This window comes from Streptomyces sp. NPDC006259 (assembly GCF_042870975.1).
Lineage (GTDB): Bacteria > Actinomycetota > Actinomycetes > Streptomycetales > Streptomycetaceae > Streptomyces.
In genome coordinates, this window is sequence record NZ_JBIAHY010000006.1 from 380,629 (window position 1) to 404,571 (window position 23,943).

Here is a 23,943-nt window from a genome sequence, read left to right on the forward strand (position 1 = left end):
TCAGTTACCCCCCTCGGGAGCGTCCGTGAACGACGCCTGGTAGGCGGCGAACTGGGCGCGCTCCTCGTCGACGAGCGCGTGCCCGTCCGCGTACACGTTCTCGAAGATGGCGAAGTGGTCCGGGTCCGGCATGGAACGGACCGCTTCGCGCACTCGCCTGCCCAACGCCTCGCTCTCGGCCTCGAGTTCCGCGAAGAATCCCTCGTCCGTGTGGTTTGCGGCCTCCAGGTGCCGGCGCAGGCGCAGGATCGGGTCCTTCGCCTCCCAGGCCGCCCGCTCGTCGTCGTGGCGGTAGCGGGTCGGGTCGTCGGAGGTCGTGTGGGCACCCATGCGGTACGTGTACGCCTCGACGAGGGTGGGTCCCTCGCCGTTGCGGGCCCGCTCCAGGGCCCACTTGGTGACCGCGAGACAGCCCAGGACGTCGTTGCCGTCGACGCGGACCCCCGGGAAGCCGTAGCCCTGGGCGCGCTGGTAGAGCGGCACGCGGGTCTGCTTCTCGGTCGGCTCGGAGATCGCCCACTGGTTGTTCTGGCAGAAGAAGACCACCGGCGCGTTGTAGACCGCGGAGAAGGTGAACGACTCGGCCACGTCGCCCTGGCTGGAGGCGCCGTCGCCGAAGTAGGCGATGACCGCGGAGTCCGCGCCGTCCTTGGCCACGCCCATCGCGTAGCCCGTGGCGTGCAGCGTCTGGGAGCCGATGACGATCGTGTAGAGGTGGAAGTTGTTGCCGTTGGGGTCCCAGCCGCCGTTGTTGACGCCGCGGAACATGCCGAGCAGGTTCGCCGGGTCGACACCGCGGCACCAGGCGACGCCGTGCTCGCGGTAGGTCGGGAAGACGTAGTCGTCGTCGCGCAGGGCCCGGCCGGAACCGATCTGGGCGGCCTCCTGGCCGAGCAGCGAGGCCCACAGGCCCAGCTCGCCCTGGCGCTGGAGGGAGGTGGCCTCGGCGTCGAAGCGGCGGGTGAGCACCATGTCGCGGTAGAGACCGCGCAGCTCCTCGGGCGTGACATCGGCGACGTACGGGTCGTACTCGGCGTTCGCCACGCGCTCGCCCTCGGGCGTCAGCAGCTGCACGAGCTGGGGCTCGGCGGTGCTCTTGCGGACGGCGGCGCGGGGGGTGCGAGTGGTGCGCCTGGCACCGGTGGCCTTGGTCGCCGTGCCGGTGGCCTCGGCCGCCGTCTCGGTGCCGGTGGCGCCGGCCTTGCCTCCGGCGCTGCGTCGCGGCTTGCGCGCGGCAGTGCTCTCCACGGTCACGTGTGCTCCTCCGTCGGTCCGGCCCCCGGGGTTGCCGGGTGACCAGTGCGGCTCACCTGTTCCGAAACCCGTGCACGGGGTGGGTGCCCTCGGCCGGAACAGGCGTGACAGGTGCCCCGGCGAGCGCCCTGCAAGCCTCACGTTACCCAGTGCGCCACATTTCTGTGAAACCCCACCTGACCTGCGTTTTTGCTTGGATTTCCAAGTAAATCGGCAAAGTCGGGAAGGAGCCTGGTCACAGCCTTGCAGGAGGCCGGAGCAACGGCACGTTATCCCGCGCACCCAGGTCACGGGAAGAGTTTCCGCGCGGGAGCGCCTCGGCCGGCACCGGGGCGGTTTCCCCGCATTCCCCCAAGGACACCCCCCGGGCCCGCGCCGCGGATCGCGGTCGGCGGCGGCCGCGTCGAGTCGCCGGCCACCTGCCGGTCGCCCCGCGACGCACCGCCGTACAGCGGCGGCCCTCGGCCGTCCGGACCGTTTCACAGCCGAGGCGCACCCCAAGCCGACCGCCGGGGATCACTTGTGACAGTCGGTGACGTTCTGTGACAACCCCCAGCTCACAGCCGTGCGGGGTGCCCTACGATCGGCGCGTGCCGCGCTCCTGTGTACCACCCCTCATGCCCCACGCGCCCCCTCTGGGCGTCCTGCTCCGGCGCTATGCCGCCGGCTCCGCGCTCGCGTGCGAGCCCGTCGACCAGGGGCTGCTGAACCGCGGCTACCGGCTGCGCACCACCCGCGGCCGGTACTTCCTCAAGCACCACTTCGACCCCGACACCGCCGACCCCGCCTCGATCGTCCGCCAGCACCGGGCCACCCAGCGCCTGGCCGACCTCGGTGTCCCGGTCGCGCCCCCGCTGCCCGGCCGCGACGGGCGCACGGTCGCCGTCGTCGGCGGCCACGCCTACGCCCTGCACCCGTGGGTCGAGGGCCGGCACCGCCACGGCGCGCAGCTCACCCCGCACGCGTGCGGGCGCCTGGGAGCGCTGCTGGGGGTGGTCCACGCGAGCCTGGAGCGCGTGATGCCGGCCCACGCGCGGGCGCGCGCCGCTCCCGCCGAGAGCCCCGCACCCGCCGACACCTTCGCCGTGATCGACGACCTCCTCGCGCGCGTACGCCGGCACCGCCCGGCCGACTCCTTCGACGAACTGGCCCGCCACCGGCTCATGGAACGCCGCACCCTGCTGGAACGGCACGCCGACCGGCGCCCCCCGCGCGCCGGCCCGGCCGGCTGGGTGCACGGCGACTTCCACCCGTTCAACCTGCTCTACCGCGGGGAGGCGCCCGCGGCCATCGTCGACTGGGACCGGCTCGGAGTGCAGCCCCGCGCGGAGGAGGCCGTACGCGCCGCCGCGATCTTCTTCGTCCGGCCCGACGGCACGCTCGACCTGCCGAAGGCGCGGGCGTACGCGCGCGCGTACCGGCCCGCCGCCGGTGCCGCGCCCTCCGAGCTGGCGGCCGCCGTGCACCGGGTGTGGTGGGAGCGCCTGAACGACTTCTGGATGCTGCGCTGGCACTACGAGCGCGGCGACACCCGCGCCGACCCCAGTTCCCGGCCGCCTCCGCCCTCGCGGTGTGGTGGACACGGGAGTACGACGCGGTGTGCGACGCCTTCACGGACTGAGGGCCACCGCGGGCGAGCCCCCGGAGACGACCACGCGCGCGTGAGGACCCGTCAGGGGCTCACGCGCGCGTCGCGCCGTGTCGTCGGTCACCGTGCCGCGGGTCAGCCCTCGTCGCCGGCGGTGCCGCCGTTGGTGACGCCGGTGATGGTGCCGCCCTGCGACGTCCCCCCGTCGCCGGCGCCCCCGTCCGCCGTGCCGGGATCGCTCGACACCGAGTCGCTCGGCTCCTCCGAGACCGGATCGCTCGTCGCCGGATCCGACGGCTCGTCCGACGGCTCGCTGCTGTAGCTCGGCGACGGCGAGTACGACGGCGTGTAGGACGGGGTCCATCCGGACCCGGAGTTCGAACCCGTGCTGCCGTCGGAGGTGTCCTGCGACGACTCGTCGGACGCCTCCTCGCTCGGCGACGCGCTCGTCCGGTCGTCCGACGCGGACGGGCTGGCGCTCGGCGACTTCGTGGTCTCGGTCCCGCCGCCACTGCCCGCGTCCTGCTTGTTCAGCGCGAGCGCGACGCCCGCGGCGACGGCGATCACCGCGAGGACGGCGAGGATCCACAGCTTGCCGCGGCCGCTGCCCCGGTTGCCGCGCCCCTCGAAACCGCCGTCGTCGCCGTTGTTGTAGCCCGTGGGCAGCACCGGCTGCGGGATCTGCGAGGTGCGGGAACCGTCGGCGCCCTGCGCCAGCACGCTCGTGCTCGCGAAGCCCGCCGCGGCGGCACCCGCGCCGGTGCCCGCCTCGACCGGGCCGGTGTTCCAGGTGCCGGTGTGGGCGCCCTGGTCGTACAGCATCTGGAGCCCGTACTGGACGAGGCCGCGCATCTCCTCCGCGGTCTGGAACCGGTCGTCGGGATCCTTGGCCAGCGAACGCATGACGAGACCGTCGAGCTCCGGCGGGCACACGCCCTCCGAGGTCCGCGACGGCGGCACCGGAATGTCCTGCACATGCTGGTAGACCACCGACAGCGGGGTCTCCCCGGTGAACGGCGGCCGCAGCGCGAGCAGTTCGTACAGCAGGCAGCCGGTGGCGTACAGGTCGGAGCGGTGGTCGACGGCCTTGCCGAGCGCCTGCTCCGGGGAGAGGTATTGCGGGGTGCCCATGACCATGCCGGTCTGCGTCATGGTCGTCGACGCCCCGTGCAACGCGCGCGCGATGCCGAAGTCCATCACCTTCACCGCGCCGTTGTCGGTGATGATCACGTTCGCCGGCTTGATGTCACGGTGCACGATGCCGTGCTGGTGCGAGTAGGCGAGCGCCTCCAGCACCCCGGAGACGATGATCAGAGCCTGCTCGGGGCCCGGCGCCTCCGCGTTGAGGAGCAGGTCGCGGATGGTCCGTCCCTCGACCAGTTCCATCACGATGTAGGGCACGCTCTGGCCGCCGACGACGTCCTCGCCGGAGTCGTACACGGCGACGATCGCGTGGTGGTTGAGGCCGGCCACCGACTGCGCCTCGCGCGTGAAGCGGGCCTTGGACACCGGGTCCTCGGCGAGGTCGGCGCGCAGCAGCTTGACGGCGACGGTGCGGCCGAGACGCACGTCCTCGGCGGCGAACACCTCCGCCATGCCGCCCCGCCCGAGTCTGCCGGTCAGCCGGTAACGGCCGTCTCCGACAAGTCCGCCGTTACCCCACATCTCCGGCGCATCTGACATACCGCCGCCAGTCGCCTCGGGGTCGGACGGGCCCTGAGCGCGCTGCTGCTGTGCCATCAGTCCTCGCCGTCGTTTCTGCCCGCGGTGCGCGCGGTGTTGTCACGGTCTCCGTCGGCCACGCTACAGCCTCCGCGCAAGCCGCCGGTCCGGGATCATCTCGGGTATCGGTCGGAGACGGATCGGCCATCAAACCCGCACCCCGCGCCGGCGTGCAAATTCTGTGTAGCGGCGGTACGACACCGGTAACGCTTCCGCGACTCTTCTTTCACGTACGGTCACGGAACGGGCACCGAGCTTGACGTGTCGGTGCCCTGGGGCAGACTTGGCCGGGAATAGCACTTTCGATCAATGGGCAAGCCAGGGCGAGCTGCAGCGCCGAGGGCCTGACGGGGGACGCGGAGAATGAGCCACGACGGCGCGCAGGGCCGGTACGCGGGGCGGGCGCTCGCCGGCGGCCGGTACCAGCTGCGCGACTTGCTCGGCGAGGGCGGCATGGCCTCGGTGCACCTCGCCTACGACGCGGTCCTCGACCGGCAGGTCGCGGTCAAGACGCTGCACACCGAACTCGGCCGCGAGCCGGCCTTCCGCGAGCGTTTCCGCCGCGAGGCCCAGGCCGTGGCCAAGCTCACCCACACCAACATCGTCTCGGTCTTCGACACCGGCGAGGACGATGTCGACGGTCTGACCACTCCGTACATCGTCATGGAGTACATCGAGGGCAGCCCGCTCGGGTCGGTGCTCGACGAGGACGTACGGCGGCAGGGCGCCATGCCCGCCGACAAGGCGCTGAAGATCACCGCGGACGTGCTGGCCGCGCTGGAGATCAGCCACGAGATGGGCCTGGTCCACCGCGACATCAAGCCCGGCAACGTGATGATGACCAAGCGCGGCATCGTCAAGGTGATGGACTTCGGCATCGCGCGCGCCATGCAGTCCGGTGTCACCTCGATGACCCAGACCGGCATGGTCGTCGGCACCCCGCAGTACCTCTCGCCCGAACAGGCCCTCGGCCGCGGTGTGGACGCCCGCTCCGACCTGTACTCGGTCGGCATCATGCTGTTCCAACTGGTCACCGGGCGGCTGCCGTTCGACGCCGACTCGCCACTGGCGATCGCGTACGCGCATGTGCAGGAGGAGCCGGTGGCCCCCTCCTCCATCAACCGCGCGCTGCCGCCGGCCATCGACGCGCTCGTCGCCCGCGCGCTCAAGAAGAACCCGAACGAGCGCTTCCCCACCGCCGTCGCCATGCGCGACGAGTGCCTGCGCGTCGCGGCCTCCTTCCAGGCCGCCCCGCCGAGCATCGTGCCCGGCAACCCCGCGCAGAGCGGCTCGGGCGTCGGCTCCGCGGTGTTCCCGCCGGTCGGCCAGAGCCCCCAGACGCCGGTGGGCAACGTGCAGACGCCGTACCAGCCGGCCCCGACGCCCAACCCGTACGGCACCCCCTCGACGCCCGCCCCGTCGTACGGCTATCCCCAGCAGGGCTACCAGACGCCCGCCCCCGCCTACGGCCACCAGCAGGGGGCGAACACCCCGCCCGCCTACAACCTGAACCCGCAGACCTCGGCCGCGGGAGGGCCGGGCGGTGGCCGCAGGAGCAACAAGGGAGTGCTCGTCGGGTCGGCGGTCGTGGCGCTCGCGACCGTCGGCGCCCTGATCGGGACCCTCGCGGCCAACGGCGGCGGTGACGACGACAACGGCGGCGACCCCGGCACCAGCACCTCCGCCTCGGCGACGAAGGCCGCCGGTTACCGCGGCCCGGACACCGCCAAGACGATCGACACGACCGAGTGCACCGAGCCGCAGGAGTCGTACAACGACCCCGACAAGATCCGGGTTCCGGACTTCAAGTTCAAGAACATCGACTCGGTCAAGTCCTGCTTCCAAGCGGCCGGTTGGAACATCAAGGAAAAGGACGTGGACGAGAACACCTACGGCGACGGCACGGTCATGGACCAGTTCCCGTCCGCCGGGACGGACGTCGACCCGAAGGACATGCCGGAGATCGAGCTGAGCGTCTCCACGGGCAACCCGGCGTCCTGACCCCGCACGACCGAGAAGGGCCCGGCGTCGGTCGCCGGGCCCTTCTGTTCTGTGGTCGGTACGGATCCTTGACGCGGCGCTGGGGACGCGGCTCTACAGGTACGGGCCCCCCGAGCGGCCCCCCGCGCGCGGGTCGTCGGAACCCTCCGGGCCTCCCACACCCGGCGGCAGCGCACGGCGCATCTGCTCCAGCTGGGCCCGGGCCGCCATCTGCTGGGCGAACAGCGTGGTCTGGATCCCGTGGAACAGACCCTCCAGCCAGCCCACCAGCTGGGCCTGCGCGATCCGCAGTTCGGCGTCGCTCGGCGTCGACTCCTCGTTGAACGGCAGGGACAGCCGCTCCAGCTCCTCGACCAGCTCCGGCGCCAGACCGTCCTCCAGCTCCTTCACCGAGCTGGCGTGGATCTCCTTGAGACGGACCCGGCTGGCCTCGTCGAGAGGGGCCGCGCGCACCTCCTCCAGCAGCTGCTTGATCATGCTGCCGATCCTCATGACCTTCGCCGGCTGCTCGACCTGCTCGGTCACGGGGATCTCACGGGAGTCGTCCTCCGCGTCGATGCCGCCGAGTGCCATGCCGTCCTGGCCCACGACCAGGATCTTCTGGGCGTTCTCCGGCGACCGTTCGTTCCTCGGCATCTCCATGCCGCCATTCTCTCGCACCCCTCCACCTCATCACCGTGGCGCCCCCCGTGAAGGGCGAACCACGCTTTTCCCGATCGGATCAGTCCGGAATGCCACTCCCGTCCCGTCATGTGAGGCTTGGGGCCTCGTTCCGAGACGACGGAACACCGGGAGGAGGGCACGGGCGTGACGCCATGGTGGCGGGGGCTGTGCGGGGTGGGTATGGGGACGGGGCTGCTGATGGCCGTGCTGCCCTTCGGGGGCGTGCCGGCGGACGCGGCGGTGTCGGCGTACGGCCCCGGAACGGCGTACGAGAGCGGACCGGCGTACGACCGTGACGCGACGCGCGCGCCCGGCACCACGCACGGGCCCGGTCCCTCGCACGGACGGGCCGGTCCGACGCCCTCGCCGGGGGCGAGGCACGACCACGTTCCCCCGTATCCCCGGGGCCCGTCGCACGTCCCCGGATCGGCGTCCACCGCCGTGTCGGCGGCCGTCGCCTCCGCCTCGCCCTCCGTGTCTCCCGGCGGTCCCGACCGGGCCGGCAGCCGGGCCGGGGAGGGCCGGGTGCGTCCCGGCCGCACCGAGGCCGCCGTGGAGGAGGACCCGGAGGTTCCCGGCGAGGAGGCGGACGCCGAAGAGGAAGAGGGCCTCGACGAGCAGCGGGCCGAGGAGCCGGCCGAGGAGCCGGCCGCCCCGGACGCGGCTCCCCACGAGGCCGGGCTCGCCCCCTCCGCCTCCCCGCGGACCGTGGGCCAGACCGACGCCGCCGCCGAGGAGCGGGGGGCCGGACGGATGCTGCGGGCCCTGCCCCTGGGCAGCGGGCTGGTCCTCATCGGCCTGGGCCTCGGCCTCGCCTTCCTCGGCCTGCGGCTCCGCCGCGGCTAGCGCGCCGGCGGCCGTGTCAGCGCGCGACCAGCAGGACCTTGCCCACGTGTCCGCTCTCCTCGACGACCCGGTGCGCCGCGGCCGCGTCGCTCATCGGCACTTCACGGTCCACGACGGGACGGACATGGCCGTCGGCGAGCAGCGGCCAGACGTGTTCGCGCACGGCCGCGACGATCGACGCCTTCTCGCCGACGGGGCGGGCCCGCAGCGAGGTCGCGCTGATCGCGGCGCGCTTGCCGAGGAGCGCGCCGATGTTCAGCTCACCCTTGACGCCGCCCTGCATGCCGATGATCACCAGCCGGCCGTTGACGGCGAGACTCTGGACATTGCGGTCCAGGTACTTGGCGCCCATGTTGTCGAGGACGACGTCGGCACCGGCACCCTCGGTGGCCTTCTTGATCTCGGCGACGAAGTCCTGCTCGCGGTAGTTGATCAGGATGTCCGCGCCCAGCTCGGCGCACCGCTCCAGCTTCCGCGCGCTGCCCGCGGTGACGGCGACCGTGGCGCCGACGGCCTTGGCCAGCTGGATCGCCATGGTGCCGATGCCGCTGGAGCCCCCGTGCACCAGCAGCGTCTCGCCGGCGCGGAGGTGGGAGATCATGAAGACGTTCGACCAGACCGTGCAGACCACCTCGGGCAGTGCCGCGGCCCGCACGAGATCGGTCCCCTCGGGTACGGGCAGCAGCTGCCCGGCCGGTACGGCGACCTTCTCGGCGTATCCGCCGCCCGCGAGCAGGGCGCACACCTCGTCGCCGACCTCCCAGCCCGAGACGCCGGGGCCGAGCGCGGCGATCCGGCCGGAGCACTCCAGGCCGGGGTAGGGCGAGGCGCCCGGCGGCGGGTTGTAGAAGCCCTGCCGCTGGAGGACGTCGGCACGGTTGACGGCACTCGCCACCACCTCGACCAGCACCTCGCCCTCGCCGGGTACGGGATCGGGGACCTCGTCCCACACCAGCGCCTCGGGACCACCAGGTTCGGGAATCGTGATCGCATGCATGAGAGGGACGCTACCCCGCACTCCCTGGTCGCAGCCTTCTCGGTCCTTGGCCCGATCCGTGGCGGGAGCCCGGTGCGCGACCGATGAGTTCGCGCGACGGCGAGGGTCTGCCCCTGTGTCAGCCCATGCGCGGAAGGACACCCACCATGAGCCAGCACACCTCCGGCCTGGCGATCGAGACCGCGGGCCTGGTGAAGACGTTCGGCGGGACCAGGGCCGTGGACGGCGTGGACCTCGCCGTCCCCGCCGGCACCGTCTACGGCGTCCTCGGGCCGAACGGCGCCGGCAAGACGACCACCGTGAAGATGCTCGCCACCCTCCTGCGGCCCGACGGCGGCCAGGCCCACGTCTTCGGCCACGACGTCGTCCGCGAGGCGGACACGGTACGCGGCCTGGTCAGCCTCACCGGGCAGTACGCGTCCGTGGACGAGGACCTCACCGGCACCGAGAACCTCGTGCTGCTGGCCCGGCTCCTCGGGCACGCCAAGAGGTCCGCGCGTGAGCGGTCCGCGCAGTTGCTGGAGGCCTTCGGGCTCACCGGCGCGGCCTCCAGGCAGGTCAAGCACTACTCGGGAGGCATGCGCCGCCGCATCGACATCGCCGCCTCCATCCTCAGCACCCCCGACCTGCTGTTCCTCGACGAGCCGACGACCGGGCTCGACCCACGCAGCCGCAACCAGGTGTGGGACATCGTGCGGGCGGTGGTCGCCCAGGGCACGACCGTGCTGCTGACCACCCAGTACCTGGACGAGGCCGACCAGCTGGCGTCCCGCATCGCCGTCATCGACCACGGCAGGGTCATCGCCGAGGGCACGAAGGGCGAGCTGAAGGCGTCCGTGGGCGCCGGCTCCGTCCATCTGCGGCTTCGCGACGCCGAGCAGCGTCCGCGGGCGGCGGAGGTACTGGCCGCCGTGCTGGACGCACGGGTCCGGCACGATCCCGATCCGCTGGCCCTGACGGCCCGGCTGGCCGCGGCGGCCGGCGACACGGCCGCGGAGCAGGCCGCCCGGGCCCTGACCGAACTGGCCGGAGCCGGCATCACCGTCGACGACTTCGCGCTGGGCCAGCCCAGCCTGGACGAGGTCTTCCTCGCCCTCACCGGACACGACACCCAGGCGGAGGACGCCGTGAGGAACGGGGCGGCCGCATGAGCACCGCGACGACGAACGAGACCCAGGACCTCGCGCCGGTCCGCGCCGACTCCCTCGCGGCGCTGCTGGTCGCCAAGGAGCGCCCGCCGCGGCCGAGCGCCTGGTCGGCCTCCCTCACCTTCGGCTGGCGGGCCGTTCTCAAGATCAAGCACGTGCCGGAGCAACTGTTCGACGTCACGGCGTTCCCGATCATGATGGTGCTGATGTACACGTACCTCTTCGGGGGCGCTCTGGCCGGGTCGCCGAAGGAGTACATCCAGTTCCTGCTGCCCGGCATCCTGGTGATGTCGGTCGTGATGATCACGATGTACACCGGCGTCTCGGTGAACACGGACATCGAGAAGGGCGTCTTCGACCGGTTCCGTTCCTTGCCGATCTGGCGGCCGTCGACGATGGTCGGCTACCTCCTCGGCGATGCCCTGCGCTACACCATCGCGTCCGTGGTGATGCTCACCGTCGGCGTGATCCTCGGCTACCGGCCGGACGGCGGGGTGCTCGGGGTCCTGGCCGGGATCGCCCTGCTGATCGTCTTCTCGTTCGCGTTCTCGTGGATCTGGACGATGTTCGGGCTCCTGCTGCGCACCGAGAAGTCGGTGATGGGCGTCAGCATGATGGTGATCTTCCCGCTGACCTTCCTGTCCAACGTGTTCGTCGACCCGAGGACCATGCCGGGCTGGCTCCAGGCGTTCGTCAACAACAGCCCGGTCACCCACCTCGCGTCCGCGGTGCGTGGGCTGATGGCCGGCGACTGGCCGGCCGCCGAGGTCGCCTGGTCCCTGGGCTGGGCGGGACTGTTCGTGCTGGTCTTCGGCCCCGTCACCATGCGGCTCTACAACCGCAGGTAGGGCCTGCGCGCCGGTCCGGCGAAGCGGCGCGTCCACCGTTCAGAAACGCAGTGCCTTCGGCGGCTCCGGCGGCACCCGCACGATGGTGACGAGCCGGTCCGTCAACTCCAGGACGCCCACGGACGGATCGTCGTAGGCCAGCACCCGGTGACCGCGGACGACGCTCACCACGAGGTCGTCCGTCTCGCGTGGGGTACGTCCCGACTCGGACCTGGTGACCGGCCGTTCGACGAGATCGAGGCCGCTGCCCTGGTGCATGAGGTCCTCCATCACCCGGCCCGCCGCGGGACTGAGCACGGACAGCCCGAGGAGCCGGCCCGCCGCTCCCGCGCTGGTGATGACCTCGTCGGCGCCGGACTGCTTCAGCAGCGGCGCGTTCTCCTCCTCGCGCACCGCGGCGACGATCTTCGCCCGCGGGTTGAGCTGACGTGCCGTGAGGGCCACGAGCACCGCCGTGTCGTCGCGTTCCGTCGCGATGATGATCCGCCCCGCCCGCTGCACCTCCGCCCGCCGCAGCACATCACTGCGGGTGCCGTCACCGACCACGCCCTCGTACCCCTCGGCCGTCGCCGCGTCGATCATTTTCGCGCCGGGGTCGATCACGACGACCTGTTCCTTCCGCAGCCCCGACGCACAGGCGGTCCGGATCGCGGACCGGCCTTTCGTGCCGAAGCCGACGACGACAGTGTGGTCGCGCAAGGGGACCTCCGGGTTGCTGGGCGAAAGCTCTGTACGCAACGGGTGTCGCGTCCTGACGGGTGCGACCCCGCCGTGAACCATGGTGCCCACTGATCCGATCACCACCACAGGGGGCCACGCGATGCGAGACCACGAACGACAGTCGGCCGGGCCGGGACGGCTCTCCCTCGTACGGTCGCTGTGGTACCGCTCGCGCGCCGAGGCCCGGGACGACGCCGAGGCGGGCCGCTCCATCACCATGCCCCTGCAGAGCGCCCTTCCTCCGCTCAAACAGGTGCTGCGACGCCTCGCCCTGGGCCTGCTGGTGCTCCTGGTCACCACGCTGATCGTCTACGTCGACCGCGCCGGCTACAACGACAACTCCGACGGCTCCGTCGACTTCCTCGATGCCGCCTACTACGCCACCGTCACCCTCTCCACCACCGGCTACGGCGATATCACTCCTGTCAGCGACGCGGCCCGGCTCGTGAACATCCTCGTCATCACGCCGCTTCGCGTCCTCTTCCTGATCATCCTGGTCGGCACGACCCTCGAGGTCCTCACCGAACGCACCCGCCAGCAGGTACGCATCCACCGCTGGCGCAGCCGCACCCATCAGCACGTCGTGGTCGTCGGCTACGGCACCAAGGGACGGCACGCCGTGGAGACGCTCGTCGGGCAGGGCATCGCCAAGGAACAGATCGTCGTCGTGGACATCCAGCGCAAGGCCGCCCACGCGGCCGGGGACGACGGGCTGGTGTCGGTGATCGGAGACGCCACCCGCTCGGAGACGCTGCTCAAGGCGGAGGTCGCCCACGCCTCCCGGGTGATCGTCGCCCCGCAACGCGACGACACCGCCGCCCTCGTCACGCTCACGGCCCGCCAGCTGAACCGGCGGGCCACCATTGTCGCCGCCGCCCGGGAGGACGAGAACGTGCCACTGCTCAAGCAGAGCGGCGCGGACACCGTGGTCACCAGCTCCAGCTCCGCCGGCCGACTGCTGGGTGTCTCCATGGTCAGCCCGACCGCGGCCAGGACCCTTGAGGACCTCATGACCCTCGGCAGCGGCCTGGACCTCATCGAGCGGCCCATCACCCAGCAGGAGGCCGGCAAGTCGCCGCGCGCCTCCACCGACCTGGTCGTGGCCGTCGTCCGCGGCAAGGACCTCTTGGACTTCGCCGACCCACGCCTCACGCATCTTCAGGCCGGGGACCGAGTGATCACGGTGAGCCGGGCGAAGGTGTCCGAGCAGGCCTGACCAGAGCGCCGGAAGCCTGCGGGCTCTGACCGGGAATGTTTCCCGTGGAACAGGCCGAGCCGGGCTATCCGGGTGTTTCACGTGAAACAACCGGATGACTCATCCCCTTCGGATGTTTCACGTGAAACAGGCCGCGATCCCCGCTGTCGCCCACGGAAGATCGAGCACTTCCGTCTCCTGGCCGGCTCGCGCACCGCCGGGCGGGACGACGGCGAGAGCGTCGGCCGCCGCGATACCCCTCAGCATGGCCGGACCGTTGTAGTGCAGCGGCAGGGCGTGATCGCCCCGCAGGACGACCGGGACGAGCCGGGTGTCATACGGGTGGCCGTGAGCCGCCTCCCGCAGCGGCAACGTGTACGGCTCCGGAGCGGACCGGCCGGCGAGGGTCCGCAGCAAAGGCTCGGCGAGTGTGAGCAGTCCGGAGACCGCCGCCAGGGGGTTGCCCGGCAGGCCGACGAGATACCGGTCCGCCGTGAGTTCAGCCAGCAGCATCGGGTGCCCCGGACGCACCTCGACCCCGTCGACCAGCAGCTCGGCGTCGAGGCGGCGCAGGGTGGGGTGAACATGGTCGACGGGCCCTGCGGCCGTCCCGCCGGTGGTGACGATCAGATCGGCCGCGGACGTGGTGAGGGCCTGGTACAGGGCTTCCGCGTCGTCGCCGAGCCTGCGCACGGCCACCACCTCGGCGCCCATCGCCCGCAGCCACGGGGGCAGCATCGGGCCGAGCGCGTCACGGATGAGTCCGTCGTGCGGACGTCCCTCGGTGAGCAGTTCGTCACCGAGGACGAACACCTCGACGCGGGGGCGGGGGACCGCGGCGAGCGTGTCGTATCCAGCGGCCGCGGCGAGCCCCAGGACGGCCGGGGTCACCACGGCTCCGACGGGCAGCAACTGGTCGCCGCTACGGCATTCCTGGCCGCGCGGACGGATGTCCTGGCCGTGCTGGAGGTCGCGGCCGGGGTGCAGCCGGCCCTTCTCGTCGGTGCGGCCGTGCTCGCTGCGCAGCACCGCGGTCGTGTCCGGGGGGATCCGTGCGCCGGTGGCGATCCCGACGGCCTCGCCGTCGACGAGGGGGGCGGGCTCGGCCTGCCCGGCCAGAACGCCCTCGTCGCGCACGGCCCAGGGGCCGGGCCCGGCGACCGCCCAGCCGTCCATCGCGGAGGTGTTGAAGGAGGGAAGGTCGGTGAGGGCGGTGAGGGGGGCGGCGAGGACGAGGCCGAGGGCGTCGTCCAGGGTCACGGAGACGGGGGTCCGGCGAGCGGCCAGGGAGCGGGCGGCACGGCCGGCGCGGGTGCGGGCGTCGGTCCAGGGGGTCGCGGAGGCCTGCGGGTGGCCTGTTCCGGCGCCGGGGACGCCTGGCGAACCGTGGCGTCCGCCGTGCGTGGCCGCCGGGCCGGGTGTGGCGCCGGCGGACGGCCGGGCGGGCCGGTTGCCGTCCTTCACGAGGGCGAGCACCTCCTCGACGTCGAGGTCCTCGGCGTCCTGGCCGTCCCGGATGCCGGGGGCGGTCATCCGGCGTCCGGCCGGGTGTCGGGCGTGGCGTCGGGGGCCACGTCGGGCTGTCCGGCGGACCCGGCAGCGGGCGTGGTCCTCCCCGGTTCCTGGACGCCGTTGGTCTCGTCGGCCCAGCGGAGTGCCAGGGCGGTGGCCTTGCGGGTCGCCTCGGCGACGGCTTCCGGGCTCCCTCCGGCCCGTCCGGCGGCGTAGCCGACGAGGAAGGTGGTCAGGGGCGCCGCGGGCCGGGCCACTCCGTGGGCGGCGTCGCGGGCGAGATCGAGGAGGGCGCCGGTGTCGACGTCGAGTTCGATGCCCAGCTCGTCCTTGACTGCGGAAATCCATTCGTCCAACACGTGGCCATGCTCCCTGATGCGTGCTCTGGCGGCGGCGATGTCGTCCCAGGTGTCGCAGTCGAAGGACGCGACGGGGTCGGGGACGCGGGTGAGGTCGAGACCGGCGGTCAGTCGGCGCAGAGGCAGCCCCCCGAGGCCGCCGTCCCCTTCGCCGAGCACCGAGAGTTCGCGGCGCAGGGCGGACGTGCGGTAGGCGGCGACGAGCGGCTGGTCGCGGCCGTGGGCGTCAGTGAGCAGGGCGCCTTCGGTGCCTTCGGCGTCCAGGGCCATCAGCAGTCGCCGGACGGTGTCCGTCGCCAGGAACGGCAGATCGGCGGAGAGGACGACGACGCGGGCCGCGGTGATGTGCCGCAGCCCGGCGCCGAGCGCGGCCACGGGGCCCGCGCCGGGCGGGTCCTCGCGGGTCCAGCGCACGGGACGGGCGGTCGGCCGTGGGTCCGCGACGACGACGGTGGTTTCCGCGTCGCCGCAGGCGCCGAGCACTCGGTCGAGCAGCGCGCGCCCGCCCACCCGCACCCCGGGCTTGTCGGCGCCGCCGAGCCGGCGGGCACCGCCCCCGGCGAGCACGACGGCGTCATGGACGAGGGGCACGCCGACGCGCTGATCGGTGGACGCGGCGGCGTCCTGGTCGGGCGGCGCGGCGGCGTCCCGGTCGGGGCGATCACCGAAGGTGACCGGCCGCGGCTCGTTCGGAGTCACCCCCCGAGTATGCGCGGCACTCCGGTCACAGGGAACGCCGGAGTGCCGAGACGGTCACAGGGTGCGCAGCAGCACCGCCGGCTGCTCCACGCAGTCCGCGACATAGCGCAGGAAGCCACCCGCGGTGCCGCCGTCGCACACCCGGTGGTCGAAGGTGAGCGAGAGCTGGACGACCTGGCGCACGGCGAGTTCCCCCTCGTGCACCCAGGGCTTGGGGACGATGCGGCCGACGCCGAGCATGGCGGCCTCGGGGTGGTTGATGATCGGCGTGGAGCCGTCGACGCCGAACACGCCGTAGTTGTTCAGCGTGAACGTGCCGCCGGTGAGGTCGCCGGGCGTGAGGGTGCCGGTGCGGGCCGCCTCGGTGAGCCGGGCGAACTCCGCGCCGATGCCCTCGGTGTCGCGGGCGTGGGCGTCGCGGACCACGGGCACCACGAGACCCCGCTCGGTCTGGGCGGCGAAGCCCAGGTGGACGTGGTCCAGGCGGACTATCTCCCTGGCCTCCTGGTCGACGGTGGAGTTCAGCTCCGGGTAACGGGCCAGGGCCGCGGTGCAGATACGGGCCAGGAGCGCCAGGAGGGAGATCTTCGGCCCCCCGGCCGCGTTCATCGCCGTACGGGCGCGCATCAGCTCGGTCGCGTCCGCGTCGACCCAACAGGTCGCCTCGGGGATCTCGCGGCGGCTGCGGGAGAGCTTGTCGGCGACGGCACCGCGGACGCCCTTGAGCGGGATGCGGGTGCCGGCGGAGGGACCGGTGGGTGCGGTGGTGACCGTCGGCCGCGGGGCCACGCGCGTGTGCGGCTCGGAAACGGCCGTCGTGGTCCGGCCCGGTACAGCGGCGGCCCGCAGCGCGTACTCCACGTCGGCCCGCAGGATCAGCCCGTCGGGTCCGGAGCCGGTCAGCTCCCTCAGGTCGATGCCGTTCTCACGGGCCAGCCTGCGCACGAGGGGGGAGATCACGGCCACGGGGCCGTCAGCCGCCCCGGCGGTCGCGTCAGCCGCCCCGGCGGTCCGGACCTCCCCGTTCGCCGACCGGGACGCCGGCGTCGCCAGAGGCACGGTGGTGGGGGCCGGTCGGTCCGGTCGTACCCTGCGGCGTCGCGCGGGCGCCTCGGAGGTGCCGTATCCCACGAGGACGTTGCCCGAGCCCTGGCCGTCCACGGCGGCCGACGTGCCGTGGGTGACCGGCGCGTCCGGGACGTGCGCCGAGCCGTCGGAGGCCGGTGCGCCCACCGCGACCGTGATCAGCGGGGCGCCGACGGGCAGTTCCGTGCCCTCCGCACCGAAGCGGGCGGTGACCACACCGCCGTAGGGGCAGGGCACCTCGACCATCGCCTTGGCCGTCTCGACCTCGACGATCGGCTGGTCGACGGCGACGACGTCACCGACCTCGACCAGCCAGCGGACGATCTCCGCCTCGGTGAGCCCCTCCCCGAGGTCGGGGAGCTTGAACTCCAGCACCTGTGCCATCAGCTCTCGGCCTCCCACTGCAGACGCGCCACGGCGTCCAGGATGCGGTCGACGCCGGGCAGGTGGTGGCGCTCCAGCATCGGCGGCGGGTAGGGGATGTCGAACCCGGCGACGCGCAGCACCGGTGCTTCCAGGTGGTGGAAGCAGCGCTCCGTGACGCGGGCCGCGATCTCCCCGCCCGGGCCTCCGAAGGAGCCCGATTCATGGACGACGACCGCACGTCCGGTCCGTCGCACCGAGGCGGTGACCGTCTCGTCGTCGAACGGCACCAGGGAGCGCAGGTCGACGACTTCGAGATCCCATCCCTCGGCCCGGGCCGCCTCGGCGGCTTCGAGGCAGACGGGCACCGACGGCCCGTACGTGATGAGTGTGGCGCTCCGGCCCGAGCGCCGCACCACCGCGCGGCCAATGGGTTCAACGGCCGCCGGCTCCTCCGGGTTCCAGGAATCCTTCGACCAGTACAGGCGCTTGGGTTCGAGGACCACCACCGGATCGTCGGAGGCGATGGCGGCACGCAGCAGACCGTAGGCGTCGGCGACCGTGGCGGGTGTGACGACGTGGAGTCCGGGGGTGGCCATGTAGTAGGCCTCGGAGGAGTCGCTGTGGTGCTCCACGCCGCCGATGCCGCCGCCGTAGGGGACGCGGATCGTGACGGGCAGCGGCATGCGCCCGCGGGTGCGGTTGCGCATGCGGGCGACGTGGCTGACGAGCTGTTCGAACGCCGGGTAGGCGAAGGCGTCGAACTGCATCTCCACGACCGGCCGGAGGCCGTACATGGCCATGCCGACCGCGGTGCCGAGGATGCCTGCCTCGGCGAGCGGGGTGTCCGTGCAACGGTCCTCGCCGAACTCCTTGGCGAGTCCGTCGGTGACCCGGAAGACGCCGCCGAGGGTGCCCACGTCCTCACCGAGGACGTGCACGGACGGGTCGGCGGCCATCGCGTCGCGCAGTGCGCGCGTGAGGGCCTGCGCCATGGTGGCGGGCTTGACGGCGACGGTGGTCATCAGTGCGTTCCCCCCTGCTCCGCCTCGATCTCGGCCCGCAGCAGAGCGCGCTGTTCACGCAGGTGCGGAGTGGGCTCGGCATACACATGGGCGAAGAGGTCCATGGGGTCGAGTGGGGCGTCCTGGTTCATGCGGGCGCGCAGATCGGCGGCCATGGTCTCGGCGGCGTCCCGGGCGGCCCGCTTCGTCTCCTCGTCGAGCAGTCCGCGCGCGGTCAGCTCGTGCTCCAGCAGGTCGATCGGGTCGTGCCCGCGCCAGGTCTCGACCTCGGCGTCGCCGCGGTAGCGGGTCGCGTCGTCGGCGTTGGTGTGCGCGTCCACGCGGTAGGTGATCGCCTCGACGAGCGTGGGACCGCCGCCCGCGCGCGCGTGCCGGACGGCGTCGGCGAGCACCTCGTGCACGGCGACCGCGTCGTTGCCGTCGACCAGCCGGCCCGGCATGCCGTACCCGACGGCCTTGTGGGCCAGGGAGGGCGCGGCGGTCTGCTTGGCGAGCGGGACGGAGATCGCGAAGCCGTTGTTCTGGACGAGGAAGACGACCGGTGCCCGCCAGACGGCGGCGAAGTTCAGCGCCTCGTGGAAGTCGCCCTCGCTGGTGCCGCCGTCGCCGACCATGGCGAGCGCCACCACGTCGTCGCCCTTGAGGCGGGCGGCGTGCGCGAGGCCCACGGCGTGCGGGAGCTGGGTGGCGAGCGGGGTGCACAGGGGGGCGACGCGGTGCTCGTACGGGTCGTAGCCGGTGTGCCAGTCGCCGCGCAGCAGCGTGAGGGCCTCGACCGGGTCCACACCGCGGGCGACGACCGCCAGGGTGTCGCGGTAGCTGGGGAAGAGCCAGTCGCGCTCCTGGAGGACGAGCGCGGCGGCGACCTCGCAGGCCTCCTGGCCGGTACTGGAGGGATAGACGGCGAGGCGGCCCTGCTTGGTCAGGGCGGTGGCCTGCGCGTTGTACCGACGGCCACGCACCAGCTGGGCGTAGAGCCGACGCAGCAGCTCCGGGTCGGCCTGCGCGGCCGCCTCGGTGCCGAGGACGCGGTGGGGCTCCGCGTCGGGCAGCAGCGGCGCGGGGTCGGTGCGGGGCTGCCAGGCGGGCGGCGGTGTCGGCCGGTATCCGCCCCGCTGCTCCATGACCGTCATGACGGCACCTCCTCGTGGGAGTGGCTACGGGAGGCGGGTCGGCTGTGACCCGCCTCACCTACCGATTGTTCGGTCGTCGGCACATTTTGGCTACCGGCCCCCTCAGGCTGTGGACAAACGGTTCTGCACAGCCTGAGATGGACGCAGTACGTCCACGGCGGAGAGGCGGGGGGACATGACACCTGAACAAATGGCCGACAGCCCGGACGGCCGCCCACCCCCGCGCGCGGAGAGCACGGCCCCGTCCCCCCCGGGGAACACCACCGCGTCCCGCACGGAGCCCACAGCCGCGTCCCGGGCGGAGAAGACGGCCCCGGCCCGCACGGAGAACCCGGCCGCGCCCCGTACGGAAGGCAAAGCCCCGGCCCGACCGCTCGACGCCATCGACCAGGACATCCTGCAGATGCTGCAGGCGGACGGCCGCGCCTCGATACGCTCGGTCGCCGAGCGCGTCCACGTGTCGCGCGCCAACGCCTACGCCCGCATCAACCGGCTCGTCGAGGACGGCGTCATCCGGGGCTTCGGAGCGCGCGTGGACCACGAGCGCGCGGGCCACGGAACATCCGCCTACGTCACGCTGAAGATCGTCCAGAACTCCTGGCGCACGGTCCGCGAGCAGCTCAGGCAGTTGCCCGGCGCCTCCCACATCGCCCTGGTGGGCGGCGACTTCGACGTCCTGCTGCTGGTGCACACGCCCGACAACAGAGCGCTGCGCGAGCTGGTGCTGACCCGCCTCCAGGCGATCCCCGAGGTCCTCAGCACGCGCACGCTGCTGGTGTTCGAGGAGGAGGACCTGGAGCCGCAGGGATGACCTCAGGCCCGCCGCAGCCCTGAGAAGACCAGCCGGGCGACGGCGTCGCCCACCTCGCGCTCGCCCATGCCCCGTCCGTCGGGGCGGTACCACTCGACGATCGAGTTGATCATGCCGAAGACGAGCCTGGTCGCGAGCCGCACCTCCACATCGCCGCGTACGTCCCCGTCGTCGGCGGCGGCCTTCAGCAGCGCGGCGACCCGGTGATCGAAGTCGCGGCGCCGCTCCAGCGCCCACCGCTCGGTGCCGGTGTTGCCGCGCACCCGCAGCAGGAGCGTCACGTACGGCAGTTCGGAGATGAGCACCTCGACCATCCGCCGCACGACGTACTCCAGGCGCTCCACGGCGCGTCCCACGCGCGCGGGCTCCTCGTCGAGGATGGCGAAGAGGCCGTCCAGCGCCCGGCTCACCGCCCGCCGCAGCAGTTCCTCCTTGCCGCTGACGTGGTGGTATATCGACGACTTGGAGATACCGGCCGCCTTGGAGAGGTGCTCCATGGAGGTGCCGTCGTAGCCGCGTTCGATGAAGACCTGCACGGCGACCGACAGCAGGGTCTCCGGGGTGTACGTGTCACGCTTGGCCGTGGTCATGGGGTGCCCTCCCGCTTGTCGGCGGAGTGTCCGTGGCGGTAGAGCGCCAGAGAGGGCGCGTAGCGGCCGGAGGGCTCGCGCAGGTGCAGCTCCTCCAGCAGGTCGTGGGCCCAGACCCGGCCGAGCCTGCGGCTCCACTCGAAGGGGCCGAGCGGGTAGTTGACGCCCAGGCGCATCGCGGTGTCGATGTCCTCCTCGGTGGCGACACCCTTGGCGACGGCGTCGTGCGCGAGGTCGACGATCCGCGCGACCGTACGGGCGACGATCATGCCGGGGACGTCACCGATGACGCTGACGTCCTTGCCGAGCGCCTGGAAGAGGCCGATGGCCTCGGAGAGCGTCTGCTGGGGGGTGTCCTGGGAGGCGGACACGGCGATGCGGGTGGCCTTGCGGTAGTCCAGGGCGAGGTCGAAGTAGACGACGTCCCGGAACTCCACCGAGGTCTGGCCGTCGGCGAGGGCGAGCTGGCCCCCGCTCGGCAGCACCAGGCGGGTGCCGCCGTCCTCGTCCTCCTCACGGACCTGGATGCCCGCCTCGCGGATCATCGCGAGCAGTTCCGAGGCCGGCCCCAGGTCGCCCTCGACGACGACGTAGGCGGGCGGCCGGCGCTTCTCCGCGGTGTGCGGCTCGGCGCGCTCGGCGCCGTCACGGTGGTCGAACCAGCCCTGGCCGGTCTTGCGGCCCAGGCGGCCCGATTCGACCAGGCGGCGCTGGGACAGCGAGGGGGTGAAGCGCACGTCCTGGAAGAAGGCCTGCCACACGGAGTGCGTGACGGACTCGTTGACGTCCTGCCCGATCAGGTCCGTCAGCTCGAACGCGCCCATCCGGAAGCCGCCGGACTCCCGCAGGATCGCGTCGATGGTGGCCGGGTCGGCTCCCTGCGCCTCGTGGACGGCGAAGGCCTCGGCGTAGAAGGGCCGGGCGATGCGGTTGACGATGAAACCGGGCGTGTCGGCGCAGGCGACCGGCGTCTTGCCCCAGACACGGGCGGTCTCGTACGCGCGCGTGGCCGACGAGACGTCGGTGGCGAACCCGGACACGACCTCGACCAGCGGCAGCAGGGGCGCCGGGTTGAAGAAGTGCAGGCCCACGAGACGGCCCGGGTTGCGCAGGGCGCCGCCGATGGCGGTCACCGAGAGCGAGGAGGTGTTGGTGGCGAGCAGGCAGTCCTCGCCGACCACGTCCTCCAGCGCCCGCATCAGATCCTGCTTGACGTCCAGCCGCTCCAGGACGGCCTCGACGACCAGCGCGCAGTCCGCGAGTTCGGCGAGGGTGTCCACGGGTGCGAGGCGGGCGCGGGCGGCGTCGCGCTCGGCGCCGGTGAGACGGTCCTTCTCGACGAGCCGGTCGAGACGGGCGCCGATCGCCGCGGCCGCTTCCCCGGCACGTCCCGCGACGGCGTCGTACAGCCGCACGGGGTGGCCCGCGGTCAGCGCGACCTGGGCGATGCCCTGGCCCATGGTGCCGGTGCCGACGACGGCCACGGGGCTGCTGAGGTCGAGTGCTGTCATGTGCGCGATCCTCCCGCACGGGGTTTTCCACAGATGCGGCGGACCCCCTTGTCCCGACCGATCGTTCGGTTACTCTAACCCTGACCGCCCGTTCCTGTCCCTGTTTCCGTCCAGGTCCAGAGCTCGACGAAGAGTTCTCCAGACGAGGAGTTGGTCCCGCATGGCCGCCGAACTCACCGCTCACGATCTGATCGCCAAGCACCGGCCCACCCTCGACCAGGCCCTGGAAGCGATCCGCACACGCGCGTACTGGTCCCCGCACCCCGAACACCCCAAGGCCTACGGCGCGGACGGCGGCCTGGACGCGGCGGCGGGCAAGGCGGCCTTCGACGCCGTGCTGGGCACCCGCCTCGACCTCGGCCAGCCCGGCACCGACGGCTGGGTGGGCGGCGAGACCTCGCCGTACGGCGTCGAGCTGGGCGTCGAGTATCCGCACGCGGACATCGACGAGCTGCTGCCCGCCATGAGGGCCGGACAGCGCGCCTGGCGGGACGCGGGCGCGGAGATCCGCGCGGTGGTCTGTCTGGAGATCCTCAAGCGCATCAGCGACCGGACCCACGAGTTCGCGCACGCCGTCATGCACACCTCCGGCCAGGCCTTCATGATGGCGTTCCAGGCGGGCGGCCCGCATGCTCAGGACCGCGGCCTGGAGGCGGTGGCGTACGCGTACGTGGAGCAGGTCCGCACCCCCGACACGGCGGAATGGACCAAGCCCCAGGGCAAGCGCGACCCGCTGGCGCTCACCAAGCAGTTCACACCGGTCCCGCGCGGAATCGCCCTGGTGATCGGCTGCAACACCTTCCCGACGTGGAACGGCTATCCGGGCCTGTTCGCCTCCCTCGCCACCGGCAACGCGGTCCTCGTGAAGCCGCACCCGCGCGCGGTGCTGCCGCTCGCGCTGACCGTGGCCGTCGCGCGCGAGGTGCTCGCCGAGGCCGGCTTCGACCCGAACCTGGTGGCGCTCGCCGCCGAGCGGCCCGGCGAGGGCGTCGCCAAGGTCCTCGCCACCCGCCCCGAGATCAGGATCGTCGACTACACCGGTTCGACCGAGTTCGGCGACTGGCTGGAGGCCAACGCCCGCCAGGCGCAGGTGTACACCGAGAAGGCAGGCGTCAACACGGTGCTCGTCGAGTCGGCCGCCGACTACAAGGGCATGCTGTCCAACCTGGCGTTCTCGCTCTCCCTGTACAGCGGCCAGATGTGCACCACCCCGCAGAACCTGCTGATCCCCCGCGACGGCATCCGTACCGACGAGGGCCCCAAGACCTACGACGAGGTCGTCACCGACCTCGCCCGCGCGGTCGACGGCCTCCTCGGCGACGACGCGCGCGCCAACGCCCTGCTCGGCGCGATCGTCAACCCGGACGTGAAGGCCCGGCTGGAGGCCGCGGCCGGTCTCGGCGAGGTCGCGCTGGCCTCCCGCGAGGTGAGCAACCCCGAGTTCCCCGGTGCCGTGGTGCGCACGCCCGTGATCGTCAAGCTCGACGGGGCCAAGCCCGAGGACGAGGCGGCCTACATGAGCGAGTGCTTCGGGCCGGTCTCCTTCGCCGTCGCGGTCGACTCGGCGGCGGACGCCGTGGAGCTGCTGCGGCGCACGGTCCGGGAGAAGGGCGCGATGACGGTCGGCGCGTACACGACCGACGAGGAGGTGGAGCGGGCCGTGCAGGAGGTCTGCTTCGAGGAGGCCGCGCAACTCTCCCTCAACCTCACCGGCGGGGTCTACGTCAACCAGACGGCCGCCTTCTCCGACTTCCACGGCTCGGGCGGCAACCCGGCGGCCAACGCGGCGCTCACGGACGGCGCGTTCGTCGCGAACCGCTTCCGCGTCGTCGAGGTCCGCCGCGAGGCCTGACACCTGCGCGGGGCCCGCGC

18 protein-coding genes and 2 pseudogenes are annotated in these 23,943 nt (G+C 72.5%); 8 read left to right on the forward strand and 12 right to left on the reverse strand.

The genetic code is table 11. The features are described 5' to 3' along the window. Complete coding sequence (pdhA, locus tag ACFYO5_RS26235) at positions 1-1,254, reverse strand: pyruvate dehydrogenase (acetyl-transferring) E1 component subunit alpha (protein ID WP_388713061.1); 1,254 nt, start codon at positions 1,252-1,254, stop codon at positions 1-3. Between the two features lie 617 nt (positions 1,255-1,871). Here pdhA (ACFYO5_RS26235) and ACFYO5_RS26240 point away from each other — a divergent pair. Further along, positions 1,872-2,875, forward strand: a pseudogene (locus ACFYO5_RS26240) (phosphotransferase). A 102-nt stretch (positions 2,876-2,977) separates the two neighbouring features. Here the strand turns inward: ACFYO5_RS26240 and ACFYO5_RS26245 are convergent. Next, positions 2,978-4,582, reverse strand: a complete 1,605-nt coding sequence (locus ACFYO5_RS26245) for a protein kinase (protein WP_388713064.1) — start codon at positions 4,580-4,582, stop codon at positions 2,978-2,980. Between the two features lie 345 nt (positions 4,583-4,927). On the opposite strand from ACFYO5_RS26245, the gene ACFYO5_RS26250 reads away from it, so the two are divergent. Next, positions 4,928-6,565 (forward strand): protein kinase, encoded by a 1,638-nt coding sequence (locus ACFYO5_RS26250; RefSeq protein WP_388713067.1) that lies wholly within the window; start codon positions 4,928-4,930, stop codon positions 6,563-6,565. Positions 6,566-6,658: 93 nt separating this feature from the next. On the opposite strand, the gene ACFYO5_RS26255 is transcribed toward ACFYO5_RS26250, so the two are convergent. Next, the gene (locus tag ACFYO5_RS26255) at positions 6,659-7,207 is read right to left on the reverse strand and encodes a bacterial proteasome activator family protein (protein WP_356561009.1); all 549 of its coding nucleotides are present in this window, start codon (positions 7,205-7,207) and stop codon (positions 6,659-6,661) included. Between the two features lie 165 nt (positions 7,208-7,372). Here ACFYO5_RS26255 and ACFYO5_RS26260 point away from each other — a divergent pair, with 165 nt between their 5' ends. Further along, the gene (locus ACFYO5_RS26260) at positions 7,373-8,074 is read left to right on the forward strand and encodes a hypothetical protein (RefSeq protein ID WP_388713070.1); all 702 of its coding nucleotides are present in this window, start codon (positions 7,373-7,375) and stop codon (positions 8,072-8,074) included. 16 nt (positions 8,075-8,090) lie between these two features. On the opposite strand, the gene ACFYO5_RS26265 is transcribed toward ACFYO5_RS26260, so the two are convergent. Then, entirely contained in the window at positions 8,091-9,071 is a 981-nt protein-coding gene (locus ACFYO5_RS26265) for an NAD(P)H-quinone oxidoreductase (RefSeq protein ID WP_388713073.1), read from the reverse strand. Positions 9,072-9,217: 146 nt separating this feature from the next. On the opposite strand from ACFYO5_RS26265, the gene ACFYO5_RS26270 reads away from it, so the two are divergent. Further along, on the forward strand, positions 9,218-10,222 hold the full coding sequence (locus ACFYO5_RS26270; protein WP_388713075.1) for an ATP-binding cassette domain-containing protein: 1,005 nt from the start codon (positions 9,218-9,220) through the stop codon (positions 10,220-10,222). Continuing rightward, a complete protein-coding gene (locus ACFYO5_RS26275) occupies positions 10,219-11,067 on the forward strand; it encodes an ABC transporter permease (RefSeq protein WP_388713079.1) in 849 nt (282 codons plus the stop codon). Before ACFYO5_RS26270 ends, ACFYO5_RS26275 begins: the two co-directional genes overlap by 4 nt. 39 nt (positions 11,068-11,106) lie before the next feature. Here ACFYO5_RS26275 and ACFYO5_RS26280 read toward each other — a convergent pair. Continuing rightward, positions 11,107-11,856 (reverse strand): annotated as a pseudogene (locus tag ACFYO5_RS26280) (potassium channel family protein); the annotation flags it as partial. Between the two features lie 31 nt (positions 11,857-11,887). Between ACFYO5_RS26280 and ACFYO5_RS26285 the strand changes: the two are divergent. Then, positions 11,888-13,003, forward strand: coding sequence for a potassium channel family protein (locus ACFYO5_RS26285; protein WP_356561017.1), 1,116 nt, complete (start codon positions 11,888-11,890; stop codon positions 13,001-13,003). Positions 13,004-13,120: 117 nt separating this feature from the next. Here the strand turns inward: ACFYO5_RS26285 and ACFYO5_RS26290 are convergent, their stop codons facing one another. The 5 genes from ACFYO5_RS26290 to pdhA (ACFYO5_RS26310) all read right to left on the reverse strand — a co-directional run bounded on the left by ACFYO5_RS26290 (position 13,121) and on the right by pdhA (ACFYO5_RS26310) (position 19,159). Then, positions 13,121-14,515 (reverse strand): molybdopterin molybdotransferase MoeA, encoded by a 1,395-nt coding sequence (locus tag ACFYO5_RS26290; RefSeq protein WP_388713082.1) that lies wholly within the window; start codon positions 14,513-14,515, stop codon positions 13,121-13,123. Further along, positions 14,512-15,444, reverse strand: a complete 933-nt coding sequence (locus ACFYO5_RS26295; protein ID WP_388713681.1) for a DUF6457 domain-containing protein — start codon at positions 15,442-15,444, stop codon at positions 14,512-14,514. The genes ACFYO5_RS26290 and ACFYO5_RS26295 overlap by 4 nt, the downstream gene beginning before the upstream one ends. Positions 15,445-15,606: 162 nt before the next feature. Then, positions 15,607-17,022 (reverse strand): dihydrolipoamide acetyltransferase family protein, encoded by a 1,416-nt coding sequence (locus tag ACFYO5_RS26300; RefSeq protein ID WP_388713085.1) that lies wholly within the window; start codon positions 17,020-17,022, stop codon positions 15,607-15,609. Then, positions 17,022-18,026 carry an alpha-ketoacid dehydrogenase subunit beta gene (locus tag ACFYO5_RS26305; protein WP_356561022.1) on the reverse strand — a complete coding sequence of 335 codons (1,005 nt, stop codon included), beginning with the start codon at positions 18,024-18,026 and terminating at the stop codon, positions 17,022-17,024. Before ACFYO5_RS26305 ends, ACFYO5_RS26300 begins: the two co-directional genes overlap by 1 nt. Beyond that, the gene (pdhA, locus tag ACFYO5_RS26310; RefSeq protein ID WP_388713089.1) at positions 18,026-19,159 is read right to left on the reverse strand and encodes a pyruvate dehydrogenase (acetyl-transferring) E1 component subunit alpha; all 1,134 of its coding nucleotides are present in this window, start codon (positions 19,157-19,159) and stop codon (positions 18,026-18,028) included. Before pdhA (ACFYO5_RS26310) ends, ACFYO5_RS26305 begins: the two co-directional genes overlap by 1 nt. A gap of 382 nt (positions 19,160-19,541) precedes the next feature. Here pdhA (ACFYO5_RS26310) and ACFYO5_RS26315 point away from each other — a divergent pair, with 382 nt between their 5' ends. Further along, positions 19,542-19,970, forward strand: coding sequence for an Lrp/AsnC family transcriptional regulator (locus ACFYO5_RS26315; RefSeq protein WP_388713684.1), 429 nt, complete (start codon positions 19,542-19,544; stop codon positions 19,968-19,970). A gap of 2 nt (positions 19,971-19,972) precedes the next feature. Here ACFYO5_RS26315 and ACFYO5_RS26320 read toward each other — a convergent pair whose 3' ends face one another. Together ACFYO5_RS26320 and ACFYO5_RS26325 are read right to left on the reverse strand one after the other, a co-directional pair. After that, positions 19,973-20,560, reverse strand: coding sequence for a TetR/AcrR family transcriptional regulator (locus ACFYO5_RS26320; RefSeq protein WP_356561025.1), 588 nt, complete (start codon positions 20,558-20,560; stop codon positions 19,973-19,975). After that, positions 20,557-22,071 (reverse strand): 3-hydroxyacyl-CoA dehydrogenase, encoded by a 1,515-nt coding sequence (locus tag ACFYO5_RS26325; protein WP_356561027.1) that lies wholly within the window; start codon positions 22,069-22,071, stop codon positions 20,557-20,559. The genes ACFYO5_RS26320 and ACFYO5_RS26325 overlap by 4 nt, the downstream gene beginning before the upstream one ends. A 160-nt stretch (positions 22,072-22,231) precedes the next feature. On the opposite strand from ACFYO5_RS26325, the gene paaN reads away from it, so the two are divergent. Next, a complete protein-coding gene (gene paaN / locus ACFYO5_RS26330; RefSeq protein WP_388713093.1) occupies positions 22,232-23,923 on the forward strand; it encodes a phenylacetic acid degradation protein PaaN in 1,692 nt (563 codons plus the stop codon). Positions 23,924-23,943: the final 20 nt, after the last annotated feature.